We start from the raw sequence: 23,797 nt of genomic DNA, 5'->3' as shown, positions 1-23,797 counted from the left end.
AAAGAACGTGAAAACTATGTTAAAAATTACGTAAGGAATACTTAAAATTTGTTAAATATAAATCGCTTCTTTGTGAAGTAATGGTTAATTTAACGAAATGTCTTCCGGTGAGTTGGCCCACAGCAGGTATTCTCCACCTAAATTTTGCATGATCGATTTCCAGAGACTTTGGTCATTTGGCAGAGTATAATCAAGATTGTAAACATCCACTACGGTCCACATTTTGCGTTTTACCTCACTGTCTAGCTGCAGAGCTCCCCATCCTGAATATCCTGAGAAAATTTTCACGTTTTCAATGCTTATTTCGGTGCTCAGAACTGAATTTATTATTTTTTCTACATCTTCGGTAAGATAGAATTCTTGATTGATTTCTGTGTCTGTTTCAACTTCTTTATTCCCTTTAATAATAAAGAATACTTTTTCATTTTCTACTGGGCCACCGTCATAGACTTCTATTTTAAAGTCGAAGAAGTTTCTGAATCTGCTGCTCATTTTAGAATTTTTCTTATTTAGGATCAGACCAAAAGCACCATTTTCATTATGTTCAATAATGAGTACTACCGATCTGGAAAAAATATCTCCCGAAATATCAGGGGTGGAAATTAATATTTTACCTTTGTACGAGTAATTCATACTCAAATTTAATAAAAATTATTTATGGAAAACCTGCATGACAAGAGAAAAGTCTACGAAAAATCTCAACTTATTGAAAGTGAGATTAAAGAGAATCCGATAGAGCAGTTTAGGGATTGGTTTTTGGCTGCGTCAGAAAATCCTACGGTTTACGAGGCAAATGCAATGGCGGTTTCTACTCTGGAGGATGACGGCTGCCCCCGAACAAGAATGGTTTTATTGAAAGAATATACGTATGAAGGTTTCATTTTTTATACCAATTACGACAGCAGAAAAGGAAAAGCGATTGCAAAAAATCATAAAGCATGTCTTCATTTTTTTTGGCCGGGTTTAGAAAGACAGATCATTATCAAAGCAGATTTAGAAAAAATTGCTGAAAACCTGAGTGACGGATATTTTCATTCAAGACCAAAAGGTAGTCAGTTAGGAGCTGCTGTTTCACCGCAGAGCGAAGTGATTCCCAATAGAGATTTTCTAGAAACTAAATTAAAGGAACTGGAAGTGCAATTTGAGCATAGAGAAGTTCCAAGACCTGAAAATTGGGGTGGTTATATTGCAAAACCTTATGAGATTGAATTTTGGCAGGGAAGACCCAATAGATTACATGACAGAATTATTTACACACTAGACGATATTGACTGGGGAATTTCACGATTGGCGCCATAAATCGTTGTGTAAATACAGCATTTACATTAATAAGTAGTTGAGATGATAGACTAATTCTCGACGCAACAAAAAAACCTCATCAGCAGATGAGGTTTGCATTTTTATATTCAGGATGATTATTTTTTCTTAACACCTGAAACAGCAGTTGCCAAATCAGCACCAGCCTTAAATTTAGCTACTTTCTTAGCCGCAATTTTGATCGGTTTTTTAGTTGCAGGGTTGATACCTTGTCTTGCAGCTCTCTCAGATACGGAGAATGTACCGAATCCTACTAGAGACACTTTTCCGTCTTTAGACTTCAAAGTAGTTGAAACATTAGAAATGAAAGATTCTAGAGCAGCTTTTGCTGCAACCTTAGTAATTCCTGCATCTTTTGCAATTGCGTCGATTAATTCAGACTTGTTCATAATTTTTTATATTAAAAGTTAGTTAGTAATTGTAGCAAATATAAAACAATTTTCAAATTGTGCAAATTTTTTATAAAAACTTGTGGATATTTTTTATTTTACCCATGAAATTATCAAAATATCATAATTCACATTTTCACGTAAAATCTACGTTTCAGGATGCTAAAATCATGCCAACTGCTTATGTATATTGGCTTTCTGTAAATTTTAGTATTAATTTTTATATTTATTAAATCCTAAATTACATGATTAGTTTTGATTGTTTTCATGATTTTCTTGTAAAATATGTAACTGGAAACAAATTTTATTGGTTTCTTGTAAATCAAATGCCTGTTTTTGTGGTAGTTCTAAAATTTGTTTAACCACCATTTTATTAAATATTATTAATAAATTTGCAGTATGTTAATAGAAGTATTTAAATCTAAGATTCACAGGGTAAGAGTTACGGCTTCAGACCTTAATTATATAGGGAGTATTACCATTGATGAAGATCTTATCGATGCTGCCGGTCTGGTAGTAGGAGAAAGAGTTTATATCGTTAATGTTAATAATGGAGAGCGTTTTGATACCTACGTGATCAAAGGAAAAAGAAAATCGGGTGAGGTTTGTCTGAACGGTCCTGCTGCAAGAAAAGTACAGCGTGATGATATCATCATCATCATTGCGTATGCGCAGATGACTCCTGAAGAAGCAAGAGATTTTCAGCCGAAAATTGTTTTCCCGGACGAGAAAACCAACCTTCTTACCTAATTCATGGAAAAAAAACCAACCAATCCTTTAAAATCAATCCTTACGATTGTGATTTCGCTTGCATTTGCAGGTTTTTTTCTTTGGCTCGCACTGAAAGGTTTTGAGTTTGAAAAGGTGCAGAAATCTTTGGCAAAAGCCAATTATCTTTGGGTAGTGTTTGCCGCTGTATTTGGTGTTTTGGCATATTGGTTCAGAGCAGTTCGCTGGAATCTTTTGCTGGAACCTATGGGACACCGTATTTCAACTTCCAATGCATTCTGGACGATCTCTTTTGGATATTTAATGAATTTAACTATTCCCAGAAGTGGAGAAGTTGCTCGTGCGACAGCATTATACGGCGTAGAAAAAGTGCCTGTTGACAAATCTTTCGGAACCATTATTCTTGAAAGGGTAGTGGATTTGGTTTGTATGATGGGGTTTTTAGGATTGACATTGATCTTTAAATATGACGCAATTTTATCTTTCTACGAAAATTCTGGAATTAAACTTCCACAAAATTTAATAATTGGGGCTTTTGTTTTGATGATCGGAGGAATTATATTTTTGATATTCAGAAAAAAATTAGCGAAGGTTTCTTTTTTAGAAAAAATAGTTAGTTTCATAGATGGGATTTTTTTAGGATTAGCGTCAATATTTAAATTAAAACAAAAAGTAAAATTCATCCTTTACACTGTAGGAATCTGGATTTGCTATTACATGGCTGCTTATCTTGTCTGCTTTGCATTACCTGAAACTTCGGATTTTACAATCGCAGACGGATTTTTCATTATTGTTGTCGGTACTTTAGGAATGATAGTTCCTGCAAGTGGCGGAATCGGAGCTTTTAATCTGGCGATGAAATACGGTTTTATGGCACTGTTTATCTCGATGGGAAAAAGTGCTGAGTTTGGTGGTGAAATGGGACTTACTTATTCTTTTATTTCTCTTCCTCTGCAAATTGTCATTATGCTGACCACAGGATTATTATCTATTCCAATGCTTGCGAAAGCAAGAAACAGACTGGAAGCTGAGACAGAAATAAAATCTGTTTAGCCTTTAAAATTTTAAATAAATATATTGCCTGATCTTCCTGATTAGGTTTTTTAATGTTTTTTTAATCTGAATATTTGTAAAATTGGTAAATCAAAACTATCTTAGGCATAAAGAACAGAATTATGGCAATCAACTTACAGAAAGGACAGAGAATTGATATAGGACTCACAAAAATGACAATCGGGCTTGGCTGGGATCCCAATGAAGGAACAGGCTATGATTTTGATCTTGATGCTTCTGCAATCATGATTGATGCTCAGAGAAAATTGGTAAGTGAAGAATATTTTGTTTTTTACAATAATCTCACATCTCCCGATGATGCTCTGACGCACACAGGTGATGATCCAAGTGGCAAGAACAGTGATGGCGATGATGATGAAGCAATCATGATCGATCTTGCTAAAGTAGATCATAGAGTTGAAGAAATTCTTTTTGTGGTGACGATTGAAGATTTTGAACGGAGAAGACAGAATTTTGGTCAGGTAAGAAACTCTTACATCAGAATTGTCGATCAGAATAACAATCAGGAAATTGCAAAGTATGAATTGGACGAAGATTTTTCTATAGAAACAGGAATTGAATTCGGAAGACTGTACAAGAAAAACGGCAGCTGGAAATTTGAAGCTTCAGGAATCGGTTACAGAGCTGATTTGGGTTTCTTCTTAGAAAAATATTATAACGGACAGATCATTAAATAAGAAAAAGTAAGCGAACAGCCTCCTTTTTTAATGATTGAATTCCATATGAAATGAATACTGGTCTTCACTTATTATTTTAAATCCTAAGCTTAGGTATAATCGCTTTGCCTGATTGGTTTTTAAAACGCTGAGTCGAACGGTTTTTTGAGAAGATGCAGCTTTACTAAGTATACCTTTCAGAATACTTTTACCAATTCCTTTTCCCTGTAATGCAGGATGAATCTGGAGCTGAAGAATTTCTATATCTTTTTCATTTATGGATAATTTCAACAGTCCGATGGGTTGATTTTCTACGATAATAAGATGAGCATTTTCGAACCTGTAAAGTATTCTTTTTATGGTGGATTCTTCATCGGTCGGAAGATGAGAACTGACGTAATGTTCAGTCATTGTTTGCATTCTTAAGTCGAATAAGAAATCAATGTCTTCTTCTGTGGCTTTTCTATATGCTAGTTCCAAGGGTTGTTTTTATTTAAATTTTTTTTTAAAGCGTTACTTAAAATGATTTTATTTTTCCAAAATCTGCTCCCAATCTCTCCTCAGCATAGCATATTGAAACTCACTTCCCCATTTTCCTTTGAAAAAAATATTTTCGATAAAATGACCTTCCCTTTTAAAACCACAGTTTTCTAAAAGTTTAATTGAACTCTCGTTTTCAGCGTCAACAATCTCTACAACCCGATGGAAATCTTCCAAACTGAAAAGAAATTTTAAAATTGCATTCATTGTTTCTTTAGCAAAACCTTTTTTCTGCTCGGTATGAGAAAGCGTGATACCGATTTCAGCAATGCGGTTGTCATGTTCATCAAGTTTTATGGCGCAGTCGCCAATAAGTTTCTTAGTGTCTATATTTTCAATCGCATATTGTACCCACTCGCCGGGCTTTCCAAACATTCTGTCTTTCTGAGATTCAATAAAATTCTCTGCCTGTTCGAAGGTCATCACATCAAAACTTTGATATTTTGTCACTTCAGAATTTGAGCGATAAAAATGAAAGTCTTCTACATCTGAAGACTTTAAATTTCTAATCACTAATCTTTCAGTTTTTAACTGTAGTTTTTCCATAATGAAAAAAGTATTATTTTGTAGTACATTATTTAATCAGTTTTAAATTTTTATTATACAAACCAATCAGAATGCTGTTTCCATTTTTATCAATTTTCACACCACCATATGCTGCTTTATCAAATTTTTCAGCCTGTCCTTCTTCGAAAAAATAGGATTCTGCGCCGATATTAATATTCCAGCTATCGGGAGCATTGTATTGTATCAAATATTCACCAGAATTTAGAGGAGTAACTTCTTTTTGGTATCTTACTTTTTCGGCGACACCTTGCTTGTTTAATTTAACAATACAATACCCACGCTTAGAAATTTTTTTGGTATCTATATTTTCAGAAATATCATATCTTAAAGTCATGTAATCTCCCTGCATGAGAGAACGAGGATCTACAGGTGCCAATTTTAGCAAAACCAATTGTCCATCTTTTAATAATTCTTCTTTTTTGAAAACTGACCAGTTAAAATAAGCTAGAAGAAGAGTCAGATTCAATAAAATGATAAGCCATTTATACTTTTTCATTAGATGATAGTTTTTTGCGTGTAAATGAATAAATAGCCAGAAAAAGAATTCCTGAAGAAAATAAAATAATTGATTTGGTCAGCAAAGTGAATTGCAGGTTGTAATAAAACATCGAAATAAAGTAAATAAATGCAATAATTCCCAAGCCGAATCCTGTTTTATAATTGACCATGAAACTTAGTAAAATAATCAATATCGCACCAGATATCGCAGGAGAATATGCCGTTGGAACAAGCAAAACTGCTGTGGCAACGAATGTCAGCGTTTTATGTGGTGTCGTTGTTATATTTAAGATTTTAAAAAGACGAAATACGACCAACAAAATCGCCAAAATAATCACTGCTGAAGAAATAATAAAATAGGCGTAAGAAAATGAAGATAAGTTAGCTTCATTTATACATATAAAAGTTGCCAGAAATGCAAAAACGAATGCTGACCGAAGCGGTTCGTAGAGTTTTGAAATGATGTTTTTTAGATTAATCATTTTTGCTTCATTCAGGAAGAGGAAGGTGATGAAGACTGCTACCAGGGCGGTATAAATGTACATCCATGAAGTCAGATCATTAAATATTAATAGTGCAACAATACATCCGTTAAACATAAGAATGGATACGAATGCAAAAATATAATTCTGAACTATTAATAAGGAGCAAAGCGCAATTAACATGAATATAACGCAGAGTGTATTTTCATCAGGAATAGAATCTGTAAGACCAATTCCCAACAGCACGAAACCAATGAGGTAAAAAGTGACACTCATGGTATCAATGATGATTTTCTCAGTTGCCTTATTTAATAAAATGGAGCTAGCAATGCACAAGACTCCAAAAATTATTAGGCCCTGAGTTGATTCAAAAAGTTCTGCAAGAAATAGAAATCCTACAAAAGCACACCCAGACATTAAACCTCCAAATACAGATAAGATTTTTACAGCCAGAGACTGATGGTCTTCTTTCCTTTGATATGCTTTAAATATATTTTCTTTTTCATATAAAAGTTCTTTGCTGCTTTTCTTCTGAAGGTGGGAGAGTATTTCTTCGATATTTTCTTTATTTCTCATTTTTCCATTTCTTTTGAAAGTTTATTAAATTCCAAATAACCAAAGTAATACTAACTATTGTGAAGAGGCTGACCAACAGAAAACTAGCTTCATTATCTGATATCTCGAAAATCAGAGCGGAAATAATAATGATTAAACTTAAAGGAATGACCGCCAAATAAAATCCGTTCTTCTTTTTCAAAGAATGCCAGATTCCCAAACCAAAAACAATGAGTGAGAAAAGTACCAAGAACGGAAAATCAGGGTCATATTCATCTGAAATTCCAATCACAATACCCATCGTTGCAAAACTGACGGCTGCAAAGGAAACAATATTTAAAAACCATCTTGGTGCATAAATGTCTTTCTTTGATTCTGAAATGAAAATTCCGGTAATCGCAGCCGATGAATTTAACAAAAATAGAAACAGGCATATAAAAATTGGCGACCAATCTTTGGCAACTTGTTCAGTGTAAAGTAAAAATGTGGTGTTAATCAGCAATAGAAATAGCAACCACAACGGTGCAAAATCTGAAACAATGACCCATAAGGCGATAAATATTGTCCAGCCCAAAAAGAAGTCATAAGCGTTGGCTCCTGTTTGATAGATCTGTCCGTAGACTGCAAACAATGCACCCACCAAAACCGCACTGCCGGTGAGGATAATATTTTTTGTGGACTTGCTTGTTTTTGCAAACAAAACGAAAGAGGTTGTCGCAATAACCAACAATTCCGTAAGACCAATTTTTGCAAATTTGTTAAGGTCTGCCCAATTGTAAGCGAAGAAAAAGATAATTCCGGAAACGGTAAACCCAATTCCCAAAGTAATAAAAAACAGGCGAAGAAACTTTTGCCAATTGTATCTGTTATTGTAGATGTTTTCTGTAAGAATTTGAGCAATTCCCTCTTCATCCATGTCGCTGTGCCGACTGATGATGTGAATGTCTTCCCGTTGGATGTCTTTCATTTACATTTGGTTTTTAGTTTAATTTAAAGTTATGGTCTGTAATAATTGATTTTGTTTGGTGTAATTTCTATTTAAAGGAATGCTGTCTGAAATTTATCAATGCCAGAAAGTCTATTTTGTACGGCCACAATTCGGTATGTCTGCTACCTGGATTCAGAGGGGTGACTGAGGTTTTTTCAAATTCTTCTTTGTTCCATATTTTTATTTCAGCATCAAACTGCAGCGGAAAGCTGTAATTGTTTCTAGATAACATTACGGTTTGGAAATCTTTATCATCTTTACCTTCCTTGTAATATCCAATTCCAAAAATAACTTCGACAGTTTCTTTTTCAGGATTTTTTTCAAACAATTTTTCTGTTTCAAAAATTTTAAATTGCTCAGTAAATTCCGAATACTTAATTACTTTATAATCAAAAGAATTTTGAGAATTTTTCACTAGTTTCAATGTTAATTTTGAACCTAGTTTGAAAGCCATTCCGTTAGCAATTGTGTCATTTGGAGTCTGAGAATAGAGTTTGTTTGTCAAGAGCAGACAAGAAAAAAATATCAGTGAATAATAAAAGAATTTCATAAAATTAAAAATAAGGTTACATGGTTTTAAATCAATAAATCTTGCGGTTATTTATTGATTGTTTTAAATTCAAAAGGTAGATTGACGATGTCAACAACAGTGATTCCCTGCTTGTTTTTTGAAGGCTCCCACGGTGTGTTTTTTGTAATTTTTTCTGCAGATTTTTTCACTTCATCGTTGAATGCAGAATGGCTTCCGTAGGTAGAGATATTCAGAACATTTCCTTTCGGATCAATTTTTAAGATTATTTTTGTTTTCAGAATTTTATCAGAGCTGATAAAATCTGATTCTTTCAAATTTTTTCTGACGTTTGCAAGAAATAATCTGTTACCGCCAGGATATTGTGCAGGAAAATCGCTAATGGGTGGAGGAGGAACCGAAAGATCTTGTGGCTGACTCGAATCGTGTTTTTCTCTTGCAGTTTTTTCTACTTTGTTTTTTTGAGAAAACACTATTTCAAAAATACAGATGCTGCAAAGGATTATAAATTTTTTCATTTGGTTTTTATCATCAGATTGAGAATAAAGGTATATAATTTATTCTGAATGTTTAAAATTAGTTTTAAAAGCAAAAAAGCAGTTCTATCTCAATAATAAAACTGCTTTTTAAATTATACTCAATGTTAGCTGTTCAACCTTTGAATTTTTTCACGGTGAAATTTATTGAAAAATAGAGCAGAGTGGTTACTGTAAAAATTATTCCAGCCATTGCAAAATATTCTGTGAATCGCATTGTCATGCTTGGTTCTTTCATATCACTGTCCATCAGAAACAGATACATCAGTGCCGACAAGAATATCAACACCTGCATCGATTAGATCTTTACATTATTGAAATTGTTTTCCATATGGCCAGATGGAAACGTATTGAAACAAGAACATGTCGTCATTTTCCAGTCTTCATTTAATTGTATCCCACGTGCGAATCTTTAGCTATATGACAAGCCGAATTTCCTATGATTGATGAGTTAAGTACTAAACAAGGTGCTACGAAAATTCCTTTTTCTGCAATTGATTTTATAAGTTAAGGAGTCCAGTCAGGTCTGTCAACAAGTAAATGAGCCAATCCATCTACACCTACTTCCACAGCTGTTTTTGCTGCTTCGGCAGTTAAAAATGGGCAATCGCTATTTTTCCTAATCTGTGAGCTTCATCTACTGCTGCTTTCAATACTTCAGGTTGTATCATTAGCAAACCTGGGGCATTCATAACTGTTCCATCCTCAATCATTACAGGTAATCGAATTCATAAATTCAAAATAAAAATGTGTCGAAACTTTTGTGGTTAAAAATAAAAACTCCAGAAAGAATAAACTATCTGGAGTTGTGTATGTCTTTTTTTGATATTACCCAAATGCTCTCTTCAGCAGGCTTTCCACTTGCGGTTCGCTTCCTCTGAAACTCTTATACAGTTCCATCGGATCTTTGGTTCCGCCAGAAGAAAGAAGGATTTTATATTTTGCGGCAATTTCAGGATTAAAAATTCCATTTTCCTTAAAATATTGAAATGCATCAGCATCCAAAACTTCCGCCCACTTGTAAGAATAATATCCAGCAGAATATCCTCCCTGGAAAATATGTGAAAAGCTCGGGCTCATCGCAGTTTCAGGGTTTGACGGATAAAGTTGAGTTGCTTTGGTGTAATTATCTTCAAACTCCTTTACGCTCAAATTCTCCAACTCACTAACCTTGGTATGATAGCTCATGTCCAAAATTCCGAAACCAAGCTGTCTCATGGTCTGATAACCTTCCATGAAACTTTTTGACTGTTCGATTTTTTCAATCTTCTCATCAGGTAAAACTTCGCCGGTTTTGTAATGTTTGGCAAACGTTTTCAAAAAGCCAGGTTCGTAGCAGAAATTCTCTAGGAATTGTGATGGTAATTCCACAAAATCCCATTTTACAGAAGTTCCCGATAAATTCGGGTATTGTGTATTCGCCAACATGCCGTGGAGTGCATGACCAAACTCGTGGAATAACGTGGTCACCTCTTGAAAAGTTAATAAACTCGGAGTATCTTTCGTCGGCTTACTGAAATTACATACTATAGAAATGTGCGGACGTGAATTTTCACCATCTTTCTGATACTGATTTTTATAACTTGTCATCCAGGCACCAGCTCTTTTGCCTTTTCTCGGGAAATAGTCGACGTATAGTAAAGATTTGTATTCACCATTTTCCTTTACTTCATACACTTTTACATCTTCATGATATTTCGGAACATCATTTCTTTCCACAAAAGTCAATCCGAAAAGTTGTTCAGATAATCCAAAAACTGCTTCCTGAACCTGCTCCAGCGGAAAATAAGGTTTCAATTCTTCATCATTCAGGTCATATTTTGCTTTACGAAGTTTTTCTGCGTAATAGGCGTGGTCGTAACCTTGTATTTCATCGATTCCGTCTGCTTTTGCTAAAGATTTTAATTCTTCAATTTCTTTTTCTGCGAAAGGTCTTGCTTTCACTAAAAGTTCGTTCAGAAAATCAATAACCTTCGTGGGCGATTTGGCCATTCTCTCCTCCAAAACATAATCTGCGTAATTTGTATAGCCTAATAATTCAGCTTTTTGTTGTTTTAAATTCAGCAATTCTTTGATGAGGTTTTGATTGTCAAATTCGCCACCATCAAAAGATTTTTTACCGTTTGCCAAAGCCAGCTCCTTTCTAAGATTACGATTTTCAGCATATGTCATAAATGGAATGTAGCTAGGATATTGTAACGTTACAACCCAGCCTTCCAAATTTCTTTCTTTTGCTTCTTCTGCATATTGCTCAATAATTGCTTCAGGAATTCCGGTAAGATCTTCTTTGCTGTCGATATGTTTAAAATACGCATTGGTTGAGGCTAACACATTCTGACCAAATTTTAGGGATTTTAAAGATAAATCCATACTGATTTTCTTTAATTTTTCTTTGTTCTCTTCATTCAAAAGTGCGCCGCTTCTTACAAAGCCTTTGTAGGTTTCATTCAAAAGCATTTGCTGTTCTTCATTCAGATTGTATTTCTCTTTTTCATCATAAACTTTTTTAATTCTGTTAAACAGATCTTCGTTCTGAGAAATTTTTGATGAATATTCAGTTAAAATGGGTGAAACTTCCTGTGCGATTTGTTGCAGTTTATCACTCGTCTCGGCTGAATTTAAATTAAAAAATATATTAGAGGCTCTGTCAAGTTGTTCTCCTGAAAAGGCTAAGGCTTCGATTGTATTTTCAAAAGTAGGCTCTTCAGAATTGTTAACGATGGCGTCGATTTCCGCTTCAGATTGCTGAATTAATTCTTTAAAAGCAGGAAGATAATCTTCATTTTTAATCTGTTCGAATGGTGATGATTGATATGGCGTGTTGAATTTTTCTGTTAAAATACTCATTGAACTATTTTTAATATTGTAAATTTAATTAATTTGAACAGATTCTGATGGCTCAAAAACAATGCCTTCGTGTCAAGATATGACAAAAATACTTAATGTTGATTTTCTTGTCATAAGAAAAGATAAAGTTTCTGCTGAAAGTGTAATTTTGATTTCAGATTTAAATAAAAACCAAAACGATGTCTCAAAATAAGAAAACTGTCCAAAAATACATGGATTCTTTCCAGAAAACCGATCACGAAAAAATCCTGAGCTGCCTTACCGAAGATGTCATCTGGGAAATGCCCGGCGTTTATCTGCATCACGGAAAAGAAGAATTCGACAAAGAAATAGAAAATGAAAATTTTACCGGAAAACCACAAATCACAGTTTTCAGGATGACGGAAGAAAATAATATAGTGATTGCTGAAGGCAATGTGGTCGCAAGTTTTAAAAACGGTGACATCCTGAATGCCGATTTCTGCGATGTTTTCGAAATGCAAGACGGATTGATTAAAAAATTAGTGTCTTACCTAATGCAGAAAAAATAAGTGGTTTTTAAAAATTAGGCTTTGCCTTTGGTTTTAAAATCAACTGTCTTATTTAACTTGAAATTTATCAGATAAAAACTTTAAATACCTACATATGAAAACAATTTTTAAAATTATCGGTGTTCTAATCTTACTCATGATCTTTTACAGCATCGTTGCGATGTTGGCTTTCAGTAAACATTATCATGTTGAAAAATCAGTGGTCATTAATGCTTCTAAAGAGAAAGTGTGGCCACATATAAGTTCTACAAGAGCTTTTAATGTTTGGAACCCTTTTGCTAAAGCCGATAAGAACATTGTCATTACTTATAAAGGAAATCCAGGAGAAGTTGGAGACAGCTATCACTGGAAAGGAAATGATGAGGTCGGAGAGGGTGAACAAGAGGTGGTTGCGATAGTTCCGTATCAAAAAGTAACAAGTAAATTACATTTTATAAAACCTTGGGAGGGTGATGCAAGTGCAGATTTTATCATGTCTTCAGAAGGAAATTCAACAAAACTAACGTGGTCAATGGATAATGAATTGACTACTCCAATGAAAATAATGAAACCCTTTATGGATATGCAGATGGGTAAAATGTTTGATCAGGGGTTTGCTGATTTAAAGAGGCTCGCTGAAAAATAAAACTAAAAAACTTCGAGAGACTACAGATTTTTTCTTTGAAGATATCGTAATGAGATACGTTAAAATTATAATTTTTAGTTAAACTTTTAGAGTGACATAACATAAGATATATCTTTGAACAAAATAGTAAATAATGAGGAAAAAATATCTTTTGTTGATGGCAGCTTTTCTGTCCTTTTTGTTTGCATCATGTGCATTGAAATCCGGAAAAGTGATCAATAACAATTACCAGAAAAATTATATGGAAGGCAGTCAAAGTGATATTGATAGAAATGTTCAGCAACTTGAAAAAAGAAGAGAAGCCGATGAGAGAAAAATTGATGTTTCTGATTACGAGCAGAATAAGCCAAAATAAAAATCAAAAAACCGTTTCTTTGTAGAAGCGGTTTTTTGATTTCATTATTTAAAAAAATATTATCTTTATCTAAAGATTACGATACATGGAGAAGATAGTATTTGAGAAAAATAACATAAGAAATTATGTGAAAACCGTGATTTCAGAAAAAATAGATAAACTAAAAAATTTTATAGAATTTACTTTAGAAGCTAGCCGAGATATTAAAAAAACTCCGAAGTACGACAGTATGCGCGAAGAAATGCAGGAAGAAATTTACCAAATGCAAAGACAGCTCGCAGCGTTACATGATTTAAGAACAAGTATGGCAAGAGTTTTACCGGCTTCCACAGAAAAGGTACAGCTAGGATCATTAGTAATTACCAATAAAGCAAGATTTTATATTTCAGTTTCGTTGGGCGAATTCTTTTTTGAAGGCGGCCGTTTCTACGCCATATCGCCAGAAAGCCCGATGGCTAAGAAAATGATGGGTATGCAGTCTGGAAGCTCATTTACTTTGAATAATATTCATCAGGAGATTATTGAGGTTCTTTAATGGAATTATTAGTTTTGAATTATGAATGATGAGATTTCAGTCTGTCATTTATGATTGATAAAGCTACATTTTAGTACCAAAAACTATCAACCATACCTGTTTCCCCACCAACTTTTTCCGTATTTTTGTCTTCATGAATAAAGCAGAAGTTTTAAAAGAAATCATAGAGCAGAGAAGAAGTATTTTTCCAAAAGATTATGCTGACAGAGAAATTTCACCTGAAATCATCGAAGAAATCCTGCATTCGGCGACATTAGCTCCGAATCATAAAAGAACAAAACCTTGGCGTTTTAAGATTTTCAAAGGCGAAGAAAAAGCAAAATTAGCTCTCGAAATGCAGGAGATCTATAAATCTACACAGGCTCCACAAGTTTTTTTAGAGAAAAAATATAATGACATCGGTTTTAAAATCAATAAAGCAGATGTCATCGTTTCAATCGTTGTCAATTTCAGCGGAATGGTGCCTGAATGGGAAGAAATCGCTGCTGTTTCTATGGCGGTTCAAAATATGTATCTCACTTGCACTGCAAATGGAGTGGGCTGCTACTGGAGTTCGCCAAAAATTGTAGACTATTTAAAAGAGTCTTTGACCATCGAAGAAAACCAGAAATGTCTGGGGCTTTTCTATATGGGAAATGTTGATTAATGTAGTTGTTTTTAATCAAAATTTGTAAACGAAGCTTTGATTTAGCCCTGATGGAAACGGCATCCTTTTCTGTTTTTTGTAGAGGCCTAAGCAAGAGGAAAACAAAAAAGATATAGTGGACAGCAGGTTCTCGGCTCCTAATAAACATTTTAAATGAAGTGCAAAATGAGAATGATCCCAAACATCTAACTTCCTGCACCCGACTTCCAACAAAAATTTTCAGAATTGAAAATTTTTACTATCTTTGCACACTTAAATATTTAATCGGGACGAGTTCCCTTAAAATTCATACATTATGTCAGTAAAAATCAGATTACAAAGACACGGATCAAAAGGGAGACCTTTTTTCCACATCGTGGTTGCAGATGCTAGAGCTAGAAGAGATGGTAGATTCATCGAGAAACTAGGTACTTACAACCCAATTACTAACCCTGCGACTATCGATTTGAACGTTGACGCTGCTGTAAAGTGGTTAAACAACGGTGCTCAACCTACTGATACTGCAAGAGCAATTCTTTCTTATAAAGGTGTACTTTACAAAAAACATTTACAAGGTGGTGTTGCTAAAGGTGCTTTTGATGAGGCTGAAGCTGAAAAGAGATTTGCTGCTTGGGTAGAATCTAAAGAACAAAAAGTACTAGGTAAAGTAGAAGGTTTATCTAAAGCTCAGGCTGACGCTAAGAAAGCTGCTTTAGATGCTGAAGTGAAAGTAAACGAAGCTAGAGTTGCTGCGGCTGCTCAGGCAGAAGCTGATGCTAAAGCTGCTGAAGAGGCTGCTAACGCACCTGCTGAAGAAGTTACTGAAGCTACAGAAGAGCCAACTGCTGAAGCAGAAGGAACTGAGGAAACTCAGGCTTAGTTCTTCTAAAAAAATACAAAACAAAGGCACGATTTTTTCGTGTCTTTGTTGTTTTAAAAAAAATCAACTTTTTTCAGTACCCTAGTGAAGCCTGTTGATTTTGACCTTTTCGAACTGTTTTGTTAGGTTTTTTACTCCTTTTAGGATTTAATTGATTTAGGGAATTTTTGTTAATTTTGACATTATGAAAAAAGAAGACTGCTATTTATTAGGAAAAATCACCCGCAGACATGGTCTTGCAGGAAACGTAATTCTTAAATTAGATACAGACCAACCAGAGCTTTACAAAAAACTAGATTCCATTTTTGTGGAAATTAATGGCTTGTTGGTTCCTTTTTTCGTTGAAAAAACTTCTTGGAGCAAACTTGATGCTCTGAATATTGCATTTAGAAACTCTTCAGAAGCTTTGGTAGATCAGTCTTTGAATAAAGATGTTTATCTTCCGCTGACGAGTCTTCCAAAATTGACAGGAAATCAATTTTACTATCATGAAGTAATCGGCTACGAAATTCTTGATCAGGATGATAATAATTGTGGAGTGATTCGATCTATAAATGATCAGACCGCACAGAATTATTTTGTGACCAATCTGGAAGGGAAAGAAGTTGTAATTCCGTTGATTAAAGACTGGATTATTGAAGTGAACCGTGACGAGAGATTGATCAAAATGCAGGTTCCTGAAGGTTTGCTTGATGTTTTCTTGATTCCTTCGAAGAAGGATGAGTAATACAAATAGTTAGCAAAAAATTATATTAGGACATCTGTTCTTTCAAATTTTTTATTTATCTATTATTCATAAACCGCTGGTAACAAATAATCTTGTACCATTTTATCGACTTGTGAGTGTGAATATGGTTTATTGTAAGCTTTTGCAGTGATGACCATAACGAAAGGTAGTTCTGTGAAAATGATAATTTTGTTCCCGCCATTTCCGCTAGATTGATAAGATTCAAAACTTTTATCGGCTATTTTATATACTTTTCTCCAAAACAAGTATCCGTACCCTTCAAAATCTTTATTGTCGGAAAAATAATTGGTAAAAGATTTTTTAATCCATGCTTTGTCTAAAATAGTTTTACCATTCCAAACACCGTTATTTTTATATAACTGTCCGAATTTTGCAAAATCCAGAGCACTCATTCTTAGTCCTCCGGCTAGCGATATTTTGTGTTGAGGTGTATATTGCCATTTGTAATTTTTTATTCCAAGAGGTTGAAATAATTTTTGATCTGCATACTTTTCCAGTCCATTTTTAATAAGTTTATCTAAAATATCTCCGGTTAAAACGACTCCGGTTGTAAAGTAAGACCATTTTTCGCCGATTTTATTGTCAGTCAAAGGTAAATCTAATGCGAATTTTATCCAATTATCGGTTGGGTACATATTTTCTTCATTTCCGGGCGAATCTTCATCTTCATCATTTCCATCAAAACCTGAACTCATCGTCAGCAAACTTTTTATTGTGATATTCTCTTTTTCGGGAGAATAATTTTTGAATGTTTTTAAATCATAAAATTCGCTGATTTTTTGATCTTCATTTTTTAAATATCCATCTTTCAAAGCAATTTCCATTAAAGCAGAAGCGAAAGATTTCCCTACAGAACGTGTGTCATTAAGGCTGTCTCTTTCATAATGATTAAAATATTCTTCCAAAAGAAGCTTGTCATTTTTGATCACAACGATACCCGTAATATCTTTGAATCTGTTTTCTGCAATTTTTTGATTTAAATCTTTTATTTTTTCGATATTAAATTTTTCATTCGAAACTTTCCAGCCACTATTGGGCTTTATTTTTTGAACGACAATTTGATTTTCAGGAATATTCTTTTTAGGAATCACCAGATTTATATTGCCTTTTGCGATTACTTTTCCTGTTTTTAAAGTTGCAGTTTTTAAATAAGGTCTTATTTCGATACTTAAATTATGGCTTCCGGTTTCTAAAGCATCGATCCCGCCATTTACTAAATAAAATCGCATCCACAAAAATCTTCCCCAGGAATCTTCATTTTTTGAACTAATGAAAGGAATTCCGAAAGTTGTTTTTAAAGTTTTACTTTCTTTTGTTCCTGCTCCTGATTTGAGATTTTCTACATAAATTAATTTTCTGTCAACATAAAAAGAAAACTGATAATTCCCTTTTTTTAATAACTCATCAGCGGTTAAAGAAGGATCAAGCTGGTGTAAATAATTAATCAAAGAATTATCTTGAAAAATACGGATAGCAAGATCTTTATCTTCTTGAAAAATCATCGTTGAAAGGAAATCTGATTCTTTTAAATTTTCTTCAGAAACTGCTTTGTCAATGAAAATAATTGTATTCAAATGATCTTTTTGAATAGCATTTTCAATTTTTTCCGGATTGATAATATTCTGAGACTGTACAAAAGAAAAATTAAAGAGTAAAAAAAGAATAAATATTGGGCTTGATTTCATTTTAAATTTTATATGACAAAAATAAAAAGCTTAGTTTTAAAAAAATAGAACAGAATTAACATGTTTACTTTTTCAAAATTTTCCGGTAGTTTAATGGAGTTATTCCTATATTTTCTTTAAAACTGCGGATGAAATGACTTTGATCTGCAAAACCACAGTCTAACGCAATTTCTGTTAACGATTTTTCGTTGGCTGTAAGAAAAGATAGAGATTGATTAATCTTTAGTTTTCTGATATAATCTCCCAGATTGCAATTGAAATATTTGTGAAAGTCCCTACTCAGATGAATTGGATGAATGTCTAACGTTTGAGAAAGCTCTGTTAAGCTGAATTTTTCCGTATAGCTTTCGTGCAACAACTCATCAATTTGCTTAACCCAAACTGGTTTCTTTTCTACCTTAGACTTATGAGTAGATAATTGACTGAAAATAGTGAGCAAAAGCTGATGTGTAGAGATTTCAGAAGAGCTGTCATCTATTTTACTTTCTTTAAAGATTTTATACATTAAAAGTTTTACTTCGGGATTCTTTATATTAAAGGTTCCTTCGAGTTGGTTTTTTGAAATATTCAGATTTTCAAACCATTTTCGGGGTATTTCGATGTGGAAACCTCGTGTAAAACCATCGGGTTTTATATTATAATGCGGATCTTCCCATTGATGATAAAGTAAAGTTCCGGCAGAGCATTCATAAATTTCTTTTTTATTTCCTTCAACCACATTTCCCTGAATGAGAAAAGTGAAATAAGCATTCTCGTGGTAATGCCAGTCGACATAAGAATGAGTGTATTCTGTATCTGTGATAATCAGGCCATCGAAGTGCAGCGTTTTGTTGGTTTGACCAAAAAACTCACCCTTATAAAGTGTGTTCATTTTAATTTTTGTTGTAAGTTTTCAATCTGGTCATACATTTTATTAAAAAACATTTTCCGCTCTCTGTTACCTGAACTATTCAGCGATTTCGAATTTTTTATTTCGTGTTCAAAATAAATCAAAGTGTCGTTGCAAGTATTCTCATCATTCGTCATCATGTATCCAAACATGTTAAATGGAATAAAAAACGAAGATTGATATTCATTTTTAAACAAAATATTATTGCTTAGAATGACCAGATCGTTGACATAAAAATTGAAATTAGGATTATGCTGGATTTTATATTCGATATTTTGCAGAACACTTCTCACTTCCTCCAAAATAAGCACGATGTCTTTATATTTCAAAAGTCCCATTTCTGAGTAAAAAGAAACCTGCATCAGAATACTCATAATCGTGGTGTCATTCCAGACTTCGGTTACATTCTGGCTTTCGTACAAATCTTTCAGCATTTCGTTTTTCGGAGAATGATAAGGAAGATTAAAATCTTCGAATGGTCCTAGAAATTTATCTTCATTTAAAAGGTTCATCCAGACATAAAATTTGAAGCGTGACAATATTGTATTTGAAATCGTATAAAAAAAAGGAATATCCTTCGCCGAATAATACACTTTCGACTGATTGATACTCTGGAAAACATTCAAAATTTGCAACGAACTTTCAAAAAAATACAATAGATCTTCCTGAGTTTTTACGGGTTTTGTTCTTTTTACCACCAATTGGTTTTCCGTTCCCAAGAATTGATCAATAGAAATCTGATAATATTTTGCCAATTCTACAGCTTCTTCAAAACTGAATTTTGCCTTCATCGAAGTTCTTCGGTGTGCCGCATCATAACTAATATTGAGAATATTGGCAATCTCATCGATCAAAGATTTGTCTCCGATTTTCTTTCTGATTTGTTTGAGTAGAATTTCCTGATTCATGATATTTGCGATTTTCACAAATGTAGAGATTTATTTTAATTTTTTTTCGCATTCAGGTAAGGTTGTTCTGTGGGTAGCTTTGAGTTATAATTTAAAACTCGCTATTATGAAAACGAAATTATTTTTAATAATTGCTGCCTGCTTCAATAGTTTTCTGTTTTGTCAGGACAGTTTGAAAGTGAATCATCAAGAAGTAAGATGGGTTGCAATCACACCTTTAAATAACAAAATTAGTAAGGTCAACGGGTTGGCATTCGGATTAGGTTTGGATTCTAAATATCTTTTTAAAGAAGAAACTGCTTTAAACTTGCAGAAGGTGAACGGACTTAATTTGGAAATCAACCCTTTAGGGATTTTGTTCTGGCTTTTTTATGATCCGGCAAAAACTGCAAATGTAGAAACTGTTCAGGTTAATGGACTCAATATTTCTCCCGCAGGTTATTTCAGAGGGATTAGCCACAACGGATTCAGTATTTCTCTTTACAATTATGGTCATACGATGAATGGTGTCATGGGTTCGTTGGCCAATTTTGATATTGAAAAAGGCAATGGCGTTTTTGTTTCAATCTTAGGCGTTTCGTCTAAAGAAATGAAGGGTGTCAGTTTTTCTGCTTTTAATAATACAGAAATTCTCAGAGGTGTTCAGATAGGTATTGTTAATGAAAATATTGATGGCAAAGGTTTGCAGGTCGGTTTGGTGAATAAATCGAATAAAATGAAAGGTCTCCAGATTGGCTTCTGGAACAAAAACGGAAAAAGAACACTACCACTAATCAACTTTTAAGTCATGAGAGCTTTTGCAATACTCCTGTTTTTGTGCGTCAATCTCTCTGCGCAAAACGTCAACGCTGAAAAAAGTAAGAGATCGTTAATCGAAGTCGGATCATTTCTGAACTTTAACAAATTTAAAGCAAAACAAAATGCAGGTGTGTACGCTGGTTACTGGTACAGATTTCCCGCGGATGAATCTAAAACTCATTTAGAATTGGGAACAAATTTCGGTTACAGTAAAAGTCTTTATGAATTTAATTATGGAAAAAACGGACTGTTTTATCCTATTCGCTCAGAAGAATTTATTTGGAATCTGGGAGCCAGAATGGTCAAGAGATACGAATTAAGAAACAATAAAATAGAATGGGTTTCAGAATTCAGCCTACAGACGTTGTTTTTTAATGATGGAGATATACCGAAAGACGATTCTCAGGAAAAATCTGATAATGATAATACAATCTATATAGATACTCACAGTGCTAGTTTTTCAACTTTAAAAATTGGTCAGGGAATTCGTTTTTGGAAAAATAATGTGGGAATTGGTGTTCAGGCTTCTTATCTGCCGTATAGACTGTGGTATAAGCAAACTGCGCCAGAAGGATTTAATGCTTTTTCAGCCGAAGCAAGCTTGATTTTTAAATTTTAAATAATATCAAAAAATTTTAAACATGAAAACAATACCATATTTATTAATAGCAATTCGCTTCCTCTTTGCGCCGCTCATTTTTTCGTTAGCGTATTTAAATGGCGAAAAATCAGGAGTTTTAATATTAACCTTGATGTTCGTAGGTCTACTCACAGATATTTTCGACGGTATCATTGCCCGAAAAGTAGGAGTTTCATCAGAAAAACTACGACGACTCGACAGCCAGATCGATTTAGTTTTTTGGCTTTCATTGGGATTTGCAGCCTATTTCATCAATCCAGAAGTGATACAAAACCATTGGCAAAGTATTGCGCTTATCTTTATCATGGAAGCTTTGTGCTATATAATAAGTATCATTAAATTTAAAAAAGAAACATGTACTCATGCTTGGCTTTCAAAAATATGGGGGATAAGTTTATTGATTGCTTTTACTTATTTAATTGGATTTCAACAAGCTGGCTGGGCTTTTCATTTAACGATCATTTTAGGAATTATTTCTCATATTGATGTTATCCTGATTATTTTAATTCTTCCCATGTGGCAATACGACGTCCCGAGTTTTTACCATGCCTGGAATATCAGAAAAGGAAAACCGAGAAAAAAGAGTACGCTTTTTAATTAATTCAGATATTTCACTGAAAAACTCATCTTAATTTAAATCCTAAATCATAACAAGCAAAAGTTCCCTCGTTTTTTGTAAATTTGCAAACATTAATTTTTATACAAAAATTTATCAATCAACAAATGAAAAAGCAGACGATTAAAGAAGTCCTACAAGACTACAAGAAAGTATTACATCATGACATTACAGTTTACGGTTGGGTAAGAGCCTTCCGTTCAAATCGCTTTATTGCGTTAAATGATGGTTCTACGATTAATAATTTGCAAATTGTTGTTGATTTTGAAAATTTCGACGCAGAAATTATCAGTAAAATAAGCACAGCTTCTTCACTGAAAGTTGTTGGTGAAGTGGTGGAAAGCCAGGGAGCAGGACAAACTGTAGAAATTATCGCTAAAAAAATTATCATTTTAGGAGATAACTTTACAGAAGAAAGAGATAAAACTATTCTTCAGCCAAAAAAACATTCCTTAGAAGTGTTGAGAGAGCAGGCGCATTTGAGATTCAGAACCAATTTATTCGGGGCCGTTTTCAGAGTACGTCATGCAGTGAGTTTTGCAATTCACTCTTTCTTTAACCAAAACCAGTTTTTCTACATCAATACACCGATTGTAACTGGAGCAGATGCAGAAGGAGCGGGGGAAATGTTTGGCGTTACCAACTTTGATTTGAACAATATTCCAAGAGACGAGCAAGGTGATATCGATTTTGCACAGGATTTCTTTGGGAAAAAAACCAACTTAACGGTTTCCGGACAGCTTGAAGGCGAAACTGCAGCAATGGGATTGGGAAGAATTTATACTTTCGGCCCGACTTTCCGTGCAGAAAATTCAAACACAACACGTCACTTAGCAGAATTCTGGATGATTGAGCCTGAAGTTGCCTTCAACAATCTTGAAGATAACATCGACTTGGCGGAAGATTTCTTGAAATATGTGATTCAATATGTTTTAGATAACTGTAAAGATGATCTTGAGTTCTTAGACAAACGTTTTGAAGAAGAGCAAAAATCAAAACCGGAAAAAGACAGAGCGAAAGAAGGACTGATCGAAAAATTGGAGAATGTTATTGCAAAGCGTTTCAAGCGTGTAAGCTATACTGAAGCAATTGAGATTTTAATGAACTCAAAAGAGAACAAAAAAGGGAAATTCCAATATCCGGTTGAAAACTGGGGAACAGACCTTCAGTCTGAGCACGAAAGATTCTTGGTAGAGAAGCACTTCGAGTGTCCGGTTGTTCTTTTCGATTATCCAAAAGAGATCAAAGCATTCTATATGAAGCTGAACGACGATAACAAAACCGTTGCTGCAATGGATGTACTTTTCCCTGGAATTGGTGAAATCATCGGTGGATCAGAGAGAGAAGCAAGATTAGACGTTCTGAAAACCAAAATGGCAGAAATGCATGTAGACGAGCATGAGCTTTGGTGGTATATGGATACCAGAAGATTCGGTTCGGTTCCTCATGCAGGTTTCGGGCTAGGTTTAGAAAGATTGGTTCTCTTCGTAACAGGTATGACCAACATTCGAGACGTCATCCCTTTCCCAAGAACTCCAAAGAACGCCGAATTTTAATCTGCATCATATATATATATATATATATATAATACCTCTGAAATTTTCAGAGGTATTTTTTTTGAAATCTAGATGTGTTTTGTAATAGATTATTTTAATTACACTGAATTTCCACTCCAACTCTAAAATACTTTTACCCAAATCAGGAGCTTATTCCAGCTTTCTCTACTCGCTTTTTTGCGCCTTCGCTGATTCTTAGACGCAAAAAGAGCTCAAACATGCCGTTCAATCTGGGCTAGGGTAGTAGTTGGTGATCATTATTCGCCAAAAGGATACTATTCAATTGCCTAGGTTTAATCTACAAGCTTCATTATATAGATAAATATCAATAATCTTTTGTCTTACTCTTTTGCAAACACTACACTCGTTGCTGCTGTTTCTCCGTAAAAACGTAATATTTGCAGTGTTTTCGAGGTACATAATCGGTATTTTGTTTAGTGAATTTTCAAATGACACCTCAATAAAATTACATTTTTACTCAATATTAAAATAATATGAGCATTGTGGATAACTCTATTCTATTATTCAATGCCTATCAGACCAGTATTTTACTTTAATATTTTTCCACAATCAAAATAATTGATTATTAAATATTTGCTTCGTGTAAGTACGTGTCCTATCTTTGCCCCACTGAAAAACGAGAGAGATTCGGTAGCGCAGAAGAGCCTTTAGTTAGGCATAAACGAAAAAGCTTTTATAG

General features: G+C 33.9%; 29 protein-coding genes. 16 read left to right on the top strand and 13 right to left on the bottom strand.

Annotated features, from left to right (window positions below):
• Window positions 1-84: 84 nt before the first annotated feature.
• Window positions 85-633, bottom strand: a complete 549-nt coding sequence (locus AR685_RS12735) for a YqgE/AlgH family protein (protein ID WP_047444451.1) — start codon at window positions 631-633, stop codon at window positions 85-87.
• Window positions 634-657: 24 nt separating this feature from the next.
• Here AR685_RS12735 and pdxH point away from each other — a divergent pair, with 24 nt between their 5' ends.
• On the top strand, window positions 658-1,299 hold the full coding sequence (gene pdxH, locus AR685_RS12730; protein ID WP_047444449.1) for a pyridoxamine 5'-phosphate oxidase: 642 nt from the start codon (window positions 658-660) through the stop codon (window positions 1,297-1,299).
• A 116-nt stretch (window positions 1,300-1,415) separates the two neighbouring features.
• Here pdxH and AR685_RS12725 read toward each other — a convergent pair whose 3' ends face one another.
• Window positions 1,416-1,706, bottom strand: a complete 291-nt coding sequence (locus AR685_RS12725) for an HU family DNA-binding protein (protein WP_047444447.1) — start codon at window positions 1,704-1,706, stop codon at window positions 1,416-1,418.
• Window positions 1,707-2,105: 399 nt separating this feature from the next.
• On the opposite strand from AR685_RS12725, the gene panD reads away from it, so the two are divergent.
• The 3 genes from panD (at window position 2,106) to AR685_RS12710 (ending at window position 4,186) form a co-directional block, all read left to right on the top strand.
• Window positions 2,106-2,456, top strand: a complete 351-nt coding sequence (panD, locus tag AR685_RS12720) for an aspartate 1-decarboxylase (RefSeq protein WP_047444445.1) — start codon at window positions 2,106-2,108, stop codon at window positions 2,454-2,456.
• A 3-nt stretch (window positions 2,457-2,459) separates the two neighbouring features.
• Window positions 2,460-3,488: a lysylphosphatidylglycerol synthase transmembrane domain-containing protein gene (locus AR685_RS12715; RefSeq protein WP_059124808.1), complete on the top strand. Its 1,029-nt coding sequence runs from the start codon at window positions 2,460-2,462 to the stop codon at window positions 3,486-3,488.
• A gap of 122 nt (window positions 3,489-3,610) precedes the next feature.
• The gene (locus AR685_RS12710; protein ID WP_059124807.1) at window positions 3,611-4,186 is read left to right on the top strand and encodes a TerD family protein; all 576 of its coding nucleotides are present in this window, start codon (window positions 3,611-3,613) and stop codon (window positions 4,184-4,186) included.
• Window positions 4,187-4,213: 27 nt separating this feature from the next.
• Here the strand turns inward: AR685_RS12710 and AR685_RS12705 are convergent, their stop codons facing one another.
• The 7 genes from AR685_RS12705 to AR685_RS12675 form a co-directional block, all read right to left on the bottom strand.
• Window positions 4,214-4,645: a GNAT family N-acetyltransferase gene (locus AR685_RS12705; RefSeq protein ID WP_059124806.1), complete on the bottom strand. Its 432-nt coding sequence runs from the start codon at window positions 4,643-4,645 to the stop codon at window positions 4,214-4,216.
• A 48-nt stretch (window positions 4,646-4,693) separates the two neighbouring features.
• Complete coding sequence (locus AR685_RS12700) at window positions 4,694-5,251, bottom strand: GNAT family N-acetyltransferase (protein WP_082671935.1); 558 nt, start codon at window positions 5,249-5,251, stop codon at window positions 4,694-4,696.
• A gap of 28 nt (window positions 5,252-5,279) precedes the next feature.
• On the bottom strand, window positions 5,280-5,768 hold the full coding sequence (locus tag AR685_RS12695) for a GDYXXLXY domain-containing protein (protein WP_059124805.1): 489 nt from the start codon (window positions 5,766-5,768) through the stop codon (window positions 5,280-5,282).
• The gene (locus AR685_RS12690) at window positions 5,755-6,828 is read right to left on the bottom strand and encodes a DUF4401 domain-containing protein (protein WP_059124804.1); all 1,074 of its coding nucleotides are present in this window, start codon (window positions 6,826-6,828) and stop codon (window positions 5,755-5,757) included. The genes AR685_RS12695 and AR685_RS12690 overlap by 14 nt, the downstream gene beginning before the upstream one ends.
• A complete protein-coding gene (locus AR685_RS12685) occupies window positions 6,818-7,774 on the bottom strand; it encodes a DUF2157 domain-containing protein (RefSeq protein WP_059124803.1) in 957 nt (318 codons plus the stop codon). The genes AR685_RS12690 and AR685_RS12685 overlap by 11 nt, the downstream gene beginning before the upstream one ends.
• A gap of 67 nt (window positions 7,775-7,841) precedes the next feature.
• Complete coding sequence (locus AR685_RS12680; RefSeq protein ID WP_131777630.1) at window positions 7,842-8,300, bottom strand: hypothetical protein; 459 nt, start codon at window positions 8,298-8,300, stop codon at window positions 7,842-7,844.
• Window positions 8,301-8,392: 92 nt separating this feature from the next.
• The gene (locus AR685_RS12675; protein ID WP_059124801.1) at window positions 8,393-8,842 is read right to left on the bottom strand and encodes a hypothetical protein; all 450 of its coding nucleotides are present in this window, start codon (window positions 8,840-8,842) and stop codon (window positions 8,393-8,395) included.
• A 182-nt stretch (window positions 8,843-9,024) separates the two neighbouring features.
• On the opposite strand from AR685_RS12675, the gene AR685_RS18145 reads away from it, so the two are divergent.
• Window positions 9,025-9,162 carry a hypothetical protein gene (locus tag AR685_RS18145; RefSeq protein WP_165592817.1) on the top strand — a complete coding sequence of 46 codons (138 nt, stop codon included), beginning with the start codon at window positions 9,025-9,027 and terminating at the stop codon, window positions 9,160-9,162.
• Window positions 9,163-9,688: 526 nt separating this feature from the next.
• On the opposite strand, the gene AR685_RS12665 is transcribed toward AR685_RS18145, so the two are convergent.
• Entirely contained in the window at window positions 9,689-11,707 is a 2,019-nt protein-coding gene (locus tag AR685_RS12665; protein ID WP_059124799.1) for a M3 family metallopeptidase, read from the bottom strand.
• 179 nt (window positions 11,708-11,886) lie between these two features.
• Here AR685_RS12665 and AR685_RS12660 point away from each other — a divergent pair, with 179 nt between their 5' ends.
• The 7 genes from AR685_RS12660 (at window position 11,887) to rimM (ending at window position 15,984) form a co-directional block, all read left to right on the top strand.
• Window positions 11,887-12,237, top strand: a complete 351-nt coding sequence (locus AR685_RS12660; RefSeq protein ID WP_059124798.1) for a nuclear transport factor 2 family protein — start codon at window positions 11,887-11,889, stop codon at window positions 12,235-12,237.
• A 94-nt stretch (window positions 12,238-12,331) separates the two neighbouring features.
• On the top strand, window positions 12,332-12,862 hold the full coding sequence (locus tag AR685_RS12655; RefSeq protein WP_059124797.1) for an SRPBCC family protein: 531 nt from the start codon (window positions 12,332-12,334) through the stop codon (window positions 12,860-12,862).
• A 133-nt stretch (window positions 12,863-12,995) separates the two neighbouring features.
• Complete coding sequence (locus tag AR685_RS12650) at window positions 12,996-13,217, top strand: hypothetical protein (RefSeq protein ID WP_047444426.1); 222 nt, start codon at window positions 12,996-12,998, stop codon at window positions 13,215-13,217.
• An 85-nt stretch (window positions 13,218-13,302) separates the two neighbouring features.
• The gene (locus tag AR685_RS12645) at window positions 13,303-13,752 is read left to right on the top strand and encodes a hypothetical protein (protein WP_059124796.1); all 450 of its coding nucleotides are present in this window, start codon (window positions 13,303-13,305) and stop codon (window positions 13,750-13,752) included.
• A gap of 133 nt (window positions 13,753-13,885) precedes the next feature.
• The gene (locus AR685_RS12640) at window positions 13,886-14,398 is read left to right on the top strand and encodes a nitroreductase family protein (protein ID WP_059124795.1); all 513 of its coding nucleotides are present in this window, start codon (window positions 13,886-13,888) and stop codon (window positions 14,396-14,398) included.
• Window positions 14,399-14,693: 295 nt separating this feature from the next.
• Window positions 14,694-15,257, top strand: a complete 564-nt coding sequence (locus tag AR685_RS12635) for a 30S ribosomal protein S16 (protein ID WP_047444420.1) — start codon at window positions 14,694-14,696, stop codon at window positions 15,255-15,257.
• A gap of 184 nt (window positions 15,258-15,441) precedes the next feature.
• Window positions 15,442-15,984: a ribosome maturation factor RimM gene (rimM, locus tag AR685_RS12630; protein ID WP_059124794.1), complete on the top strand. Its 543-nt coding sequence runs from the start codon at window positions 15,442-15,444 to the stop codon at window positions 15,982-15,984.
• 62 nt (window positions 15,985-16,046) lie between these two features.
• On the opposite strand, the gene AR685_RS12625 is transcribed toward rimM, so the two are convergent.
• The 3 genes from AR685_RS12625 to AR685_RS12615 all read right to left on the bottom strand — a co-directional run bounded on the left by AR685_RS12625 (window position 16,047) and on the right by AR685_RS12615 (window position 19,505).
• Complete coding sequence (locus AR685_RS12625) at window positions 16,047-17,690, bottom strand: serine hydrolase domain-containing protein (RefSeq protein ID WP_059124793.1); 1,644 nt, start codon at window positions 17,688-17,690, stop codon at window positions 16,047-16,049.
• A 64-nt stretch (window positions 17,691-17,754) separates the two neighbouring features.
• The gene (locus AR685_RS12620; RefSeq protein WP_059124792.1) at window positions 17,755-18,561 is read right to left on the bottom strand and encodes an AraC family transcriptional regulator; all 807 of its coding nucleotides are present in this window, start codon (window positions 18,559-18,561) and stop codon (window positions 17,755-17,757) included.
• A complete protein-coding gene (locus AR685_RS12615; protein ID WP_228376438.1) occupies window positions 18,558-19,505 on the bottom strand; it encodes an XRE family transcriptional regulator in 948 nt (315 codons plus the stop codon). Before AR685_RS12615 ends, AR685_RS12620 begins: the two co-directional genes overlap by 4 nt.
• Before the next feature lie 88 nt (window positions 19,506-19,593).
• Here AR685_RS12615 and AR685_RS12610 point away from each other — a divergent pair, with 88 nt between their 5' ends.
• The 4 genes from AR685_RS12610 to asnS all read left to right on the top strand — a co-directional run bounded on the left by AR685_RS12610 (window position 19,594) and on the right by asnS (window position 23,097).
• The gene (locus AR685_RS12610) at window positions 19,594-20,271 is read left to right on the top strand and encodes an LA_2272 family surface repeat-containing protein (protein WP_131777629.1); all 678 of its coding nucleotides are present in this window, start codon (window positions 19,594-19,596) and stop codon (window positions 20,269-20,271) included.
• A gap of 3 nt (window positions 20,272-20,274) precedes the next feature.
• Entirely contained in the window at window positions 20,275-20,904 is a 630-nt protein-coding gene (locus AR685_RS12605; RefSeq protein ID WP_059124789.1) for a hypothetical protein, read from the top strand.
• Window positions 20,905-20,926: 22 nt separating this feature from the next.
• Entirely contained in the window at window positions 20,927-21,526 is a 600-nt protein-coding gene (locus AR685_RS12600) for a CDP-alcohol phosphatidyltransferase family protein (protein WP_047444406.1), read from the top strand.
• Between the two features lie 122 nt (window positions 21,527-21,648).
• Window positions 21,649-23,097: an asparagine--tRNA ligase gene (gene asnS, locus AR685_RS12595; RefSeq protein WP_059124788.1), complete on the top strand. Its 1,449-nt coding sequence runs from the start codon at window positions 21,649-21,651 to the stop codon at window positions 23,095-23,097.
• Window positions 23,098-23,797: the final 700 nt, after the last annotated feature.

This window comes from Chryseobacterium sp. JAH (genome assembly GCF_001507335.1).
Lineage (GTDB): Bacteria > Bacteroidota > Bacteroidia > Flavobacteriales > Weeksellaceae > Chryseobacterium.
The sequence above is the reverse complement of the archived record's forward strand: the minus strand, read 5'-3'. Positions and strand labels throughout refer to the sequence as shown.

Coding starts and splice junctions, on each gene's coding strand:
- AR685_RS12625 (WP_059124793.1), bottom strand. CDS start 17,690: ATGAAATCAAGCCCAATATTTATTCTTTTTTTACTCTTTAATTTTTCT.
- AR685_RS12620 (WP_059124792.1), bottom strand. CDS start 18,561: ATGAACACACTTTATAAGGGTGAGTTTTTTGGTCAAACCAACAAAACG.
- asnS (WP_059124788.1), top strand. CDS start 21,649: ATGAAAAAGCAGACGATTAAAGAAGTCCTACAAGACTACAAGAAAGTA.
- AR685_RS12675 (WP_059124801.1), bottom strand. CDS start 8,842: ATGAAAAAATTTATAATCCTTTGCAGCATCTGTATTTTTGAAATAGTG.
- AR685_RS12645 (WP_059124796.1), top strand. CDS start 13,303: ATGGAGAAGATAGTATTTGAGAAAAATAACATAAGAAATTATGTGAAA.
- AR685_RS12735 (WP_047444451.1), bottom strand. CDS start 633: ATGAATTACTCGTACAAAGGTAAAATATTAATTTCCACCCCTGATATT.
- AR685_RS12665 (WP_059124799.1), bottom strand. CDS start 11,707: ATGAGTATTTTAACAGAAAAATTCAACACGCCATATCAATCATCACCA.
- AR685_RS12690 (WP_059124804.1), bottom strand. CDS start 6,828: ATGAGAAATAAAGAAAATATCGAAGAAATACTCTCCCACCTTCAGAAG.
- AR685_RS12715 (WP_059124808.1), top strand. CDS start 2,460: ATGGAAAAAAAACCAACCAATCCTTTAAAATCAATCCTTACGATTGTG.
- AR685_RS12695 (WP_059124805.1), bottom strand. CDS start 5,768: ATGAAAAAGTATAAATGGCTTATCATTTTATTGAATCTGACTCTTCTT.
- AR685_RS12725 (WP_047444447.1), bottom strand. CDS start 1,706: ATGAACAAGTCTGAATTAATCGACGCAATTGCAAAAGATGCAGGAATT.
- AR685_RS12610 (WP_131777629.1), top strand. CDS start 19,594: ATGAAAACGAAATTATTTTTAATAATTGCTGCCTGCTTCAATAGTTTT.
- panD (WP_047444445.1), top strand. CDS start 2,106: ATGTTAATAGAAGTATTTAAATCTAAGATTCACAGGGTAAGAGTTACG.
- pdxH (WP_047444449.1), top strand. CDS start 658: ATGGAAAACCTGCATGACAAGAGAAAAGTCTACGAAAAATCTCAACTT.
- rimM (WP_059124794.1), top strand. CDS start 15,442: ATGAAAAAAGAAGACTGCTATTTATTAGGAAAAATCACCCGCAGACAT.
- AR685_RS12600 (WP_047444406.1), top strand. CDS start 20,927: ATGAAAACAATACCATATTTATTAATAGCAATTCGCTTCCTCTTTGCG.
- AR685_RS12700 (WP_082671935.1), bottom strand. CDS start 5,251: ATGGAAAAACTACAGTTAAAAACTGAAAGATTAGTGATTAGAAATTTA.
- AR685_RS12640 (WP_059124795.1), top strand. CDS start 13,886: ATGAATAAAGCAGAAGTTTTAAAAGAAATCATAGAGCAGAGAAGAAGT.
- AR685_RS12660 (WP_059124798.1), top strand. CDS start 11,887: ATGTCTCAAAATAAGAAAACTGTCCAAAAATACATGGATTCTTTCCAG.
- AR685_RS12650 (WP_047444426.1), top strand. CDS start 12,996: ATGAGGAAAAAATATCTTTTGTTGATGGCAGCTTTTCTGTCCTTTTTG.
- AR685_RS12655 (WP_059124797.1), top strand. CDS start 12,332: ATGAAAACAATTTTTAAAATTATCGGTGTTCTAATCTTACTCATGATC.
- AR685_RS12605 (WP_059124789.1), top strand. CDS start 20,275: ATGAGAGCTTTTGCAATACTCCTGTTTTTGTGCGTCAATCTCTCTGCG.
- AR685_RS12685 (WP_059124803.1), bottom strand. CDS start 7,774: ATGAAAGACATCCAACGGGAAGACATTCACATCATCAGTCGGCACAGC.
- AR685_RS12710 (WP_059124807.1), top strand. CDS start 3,611: ATGGCAATCAACTTACAGAAAGGACAGAGAATTGATATAGGACTCACA.
- AR685_RS12635 (WP_047444420.1), top strand. CDS start 14,694: ATGTCAGTAAAAATCAGATTACAAAGACACGGATCAAAAGGGAGACCT.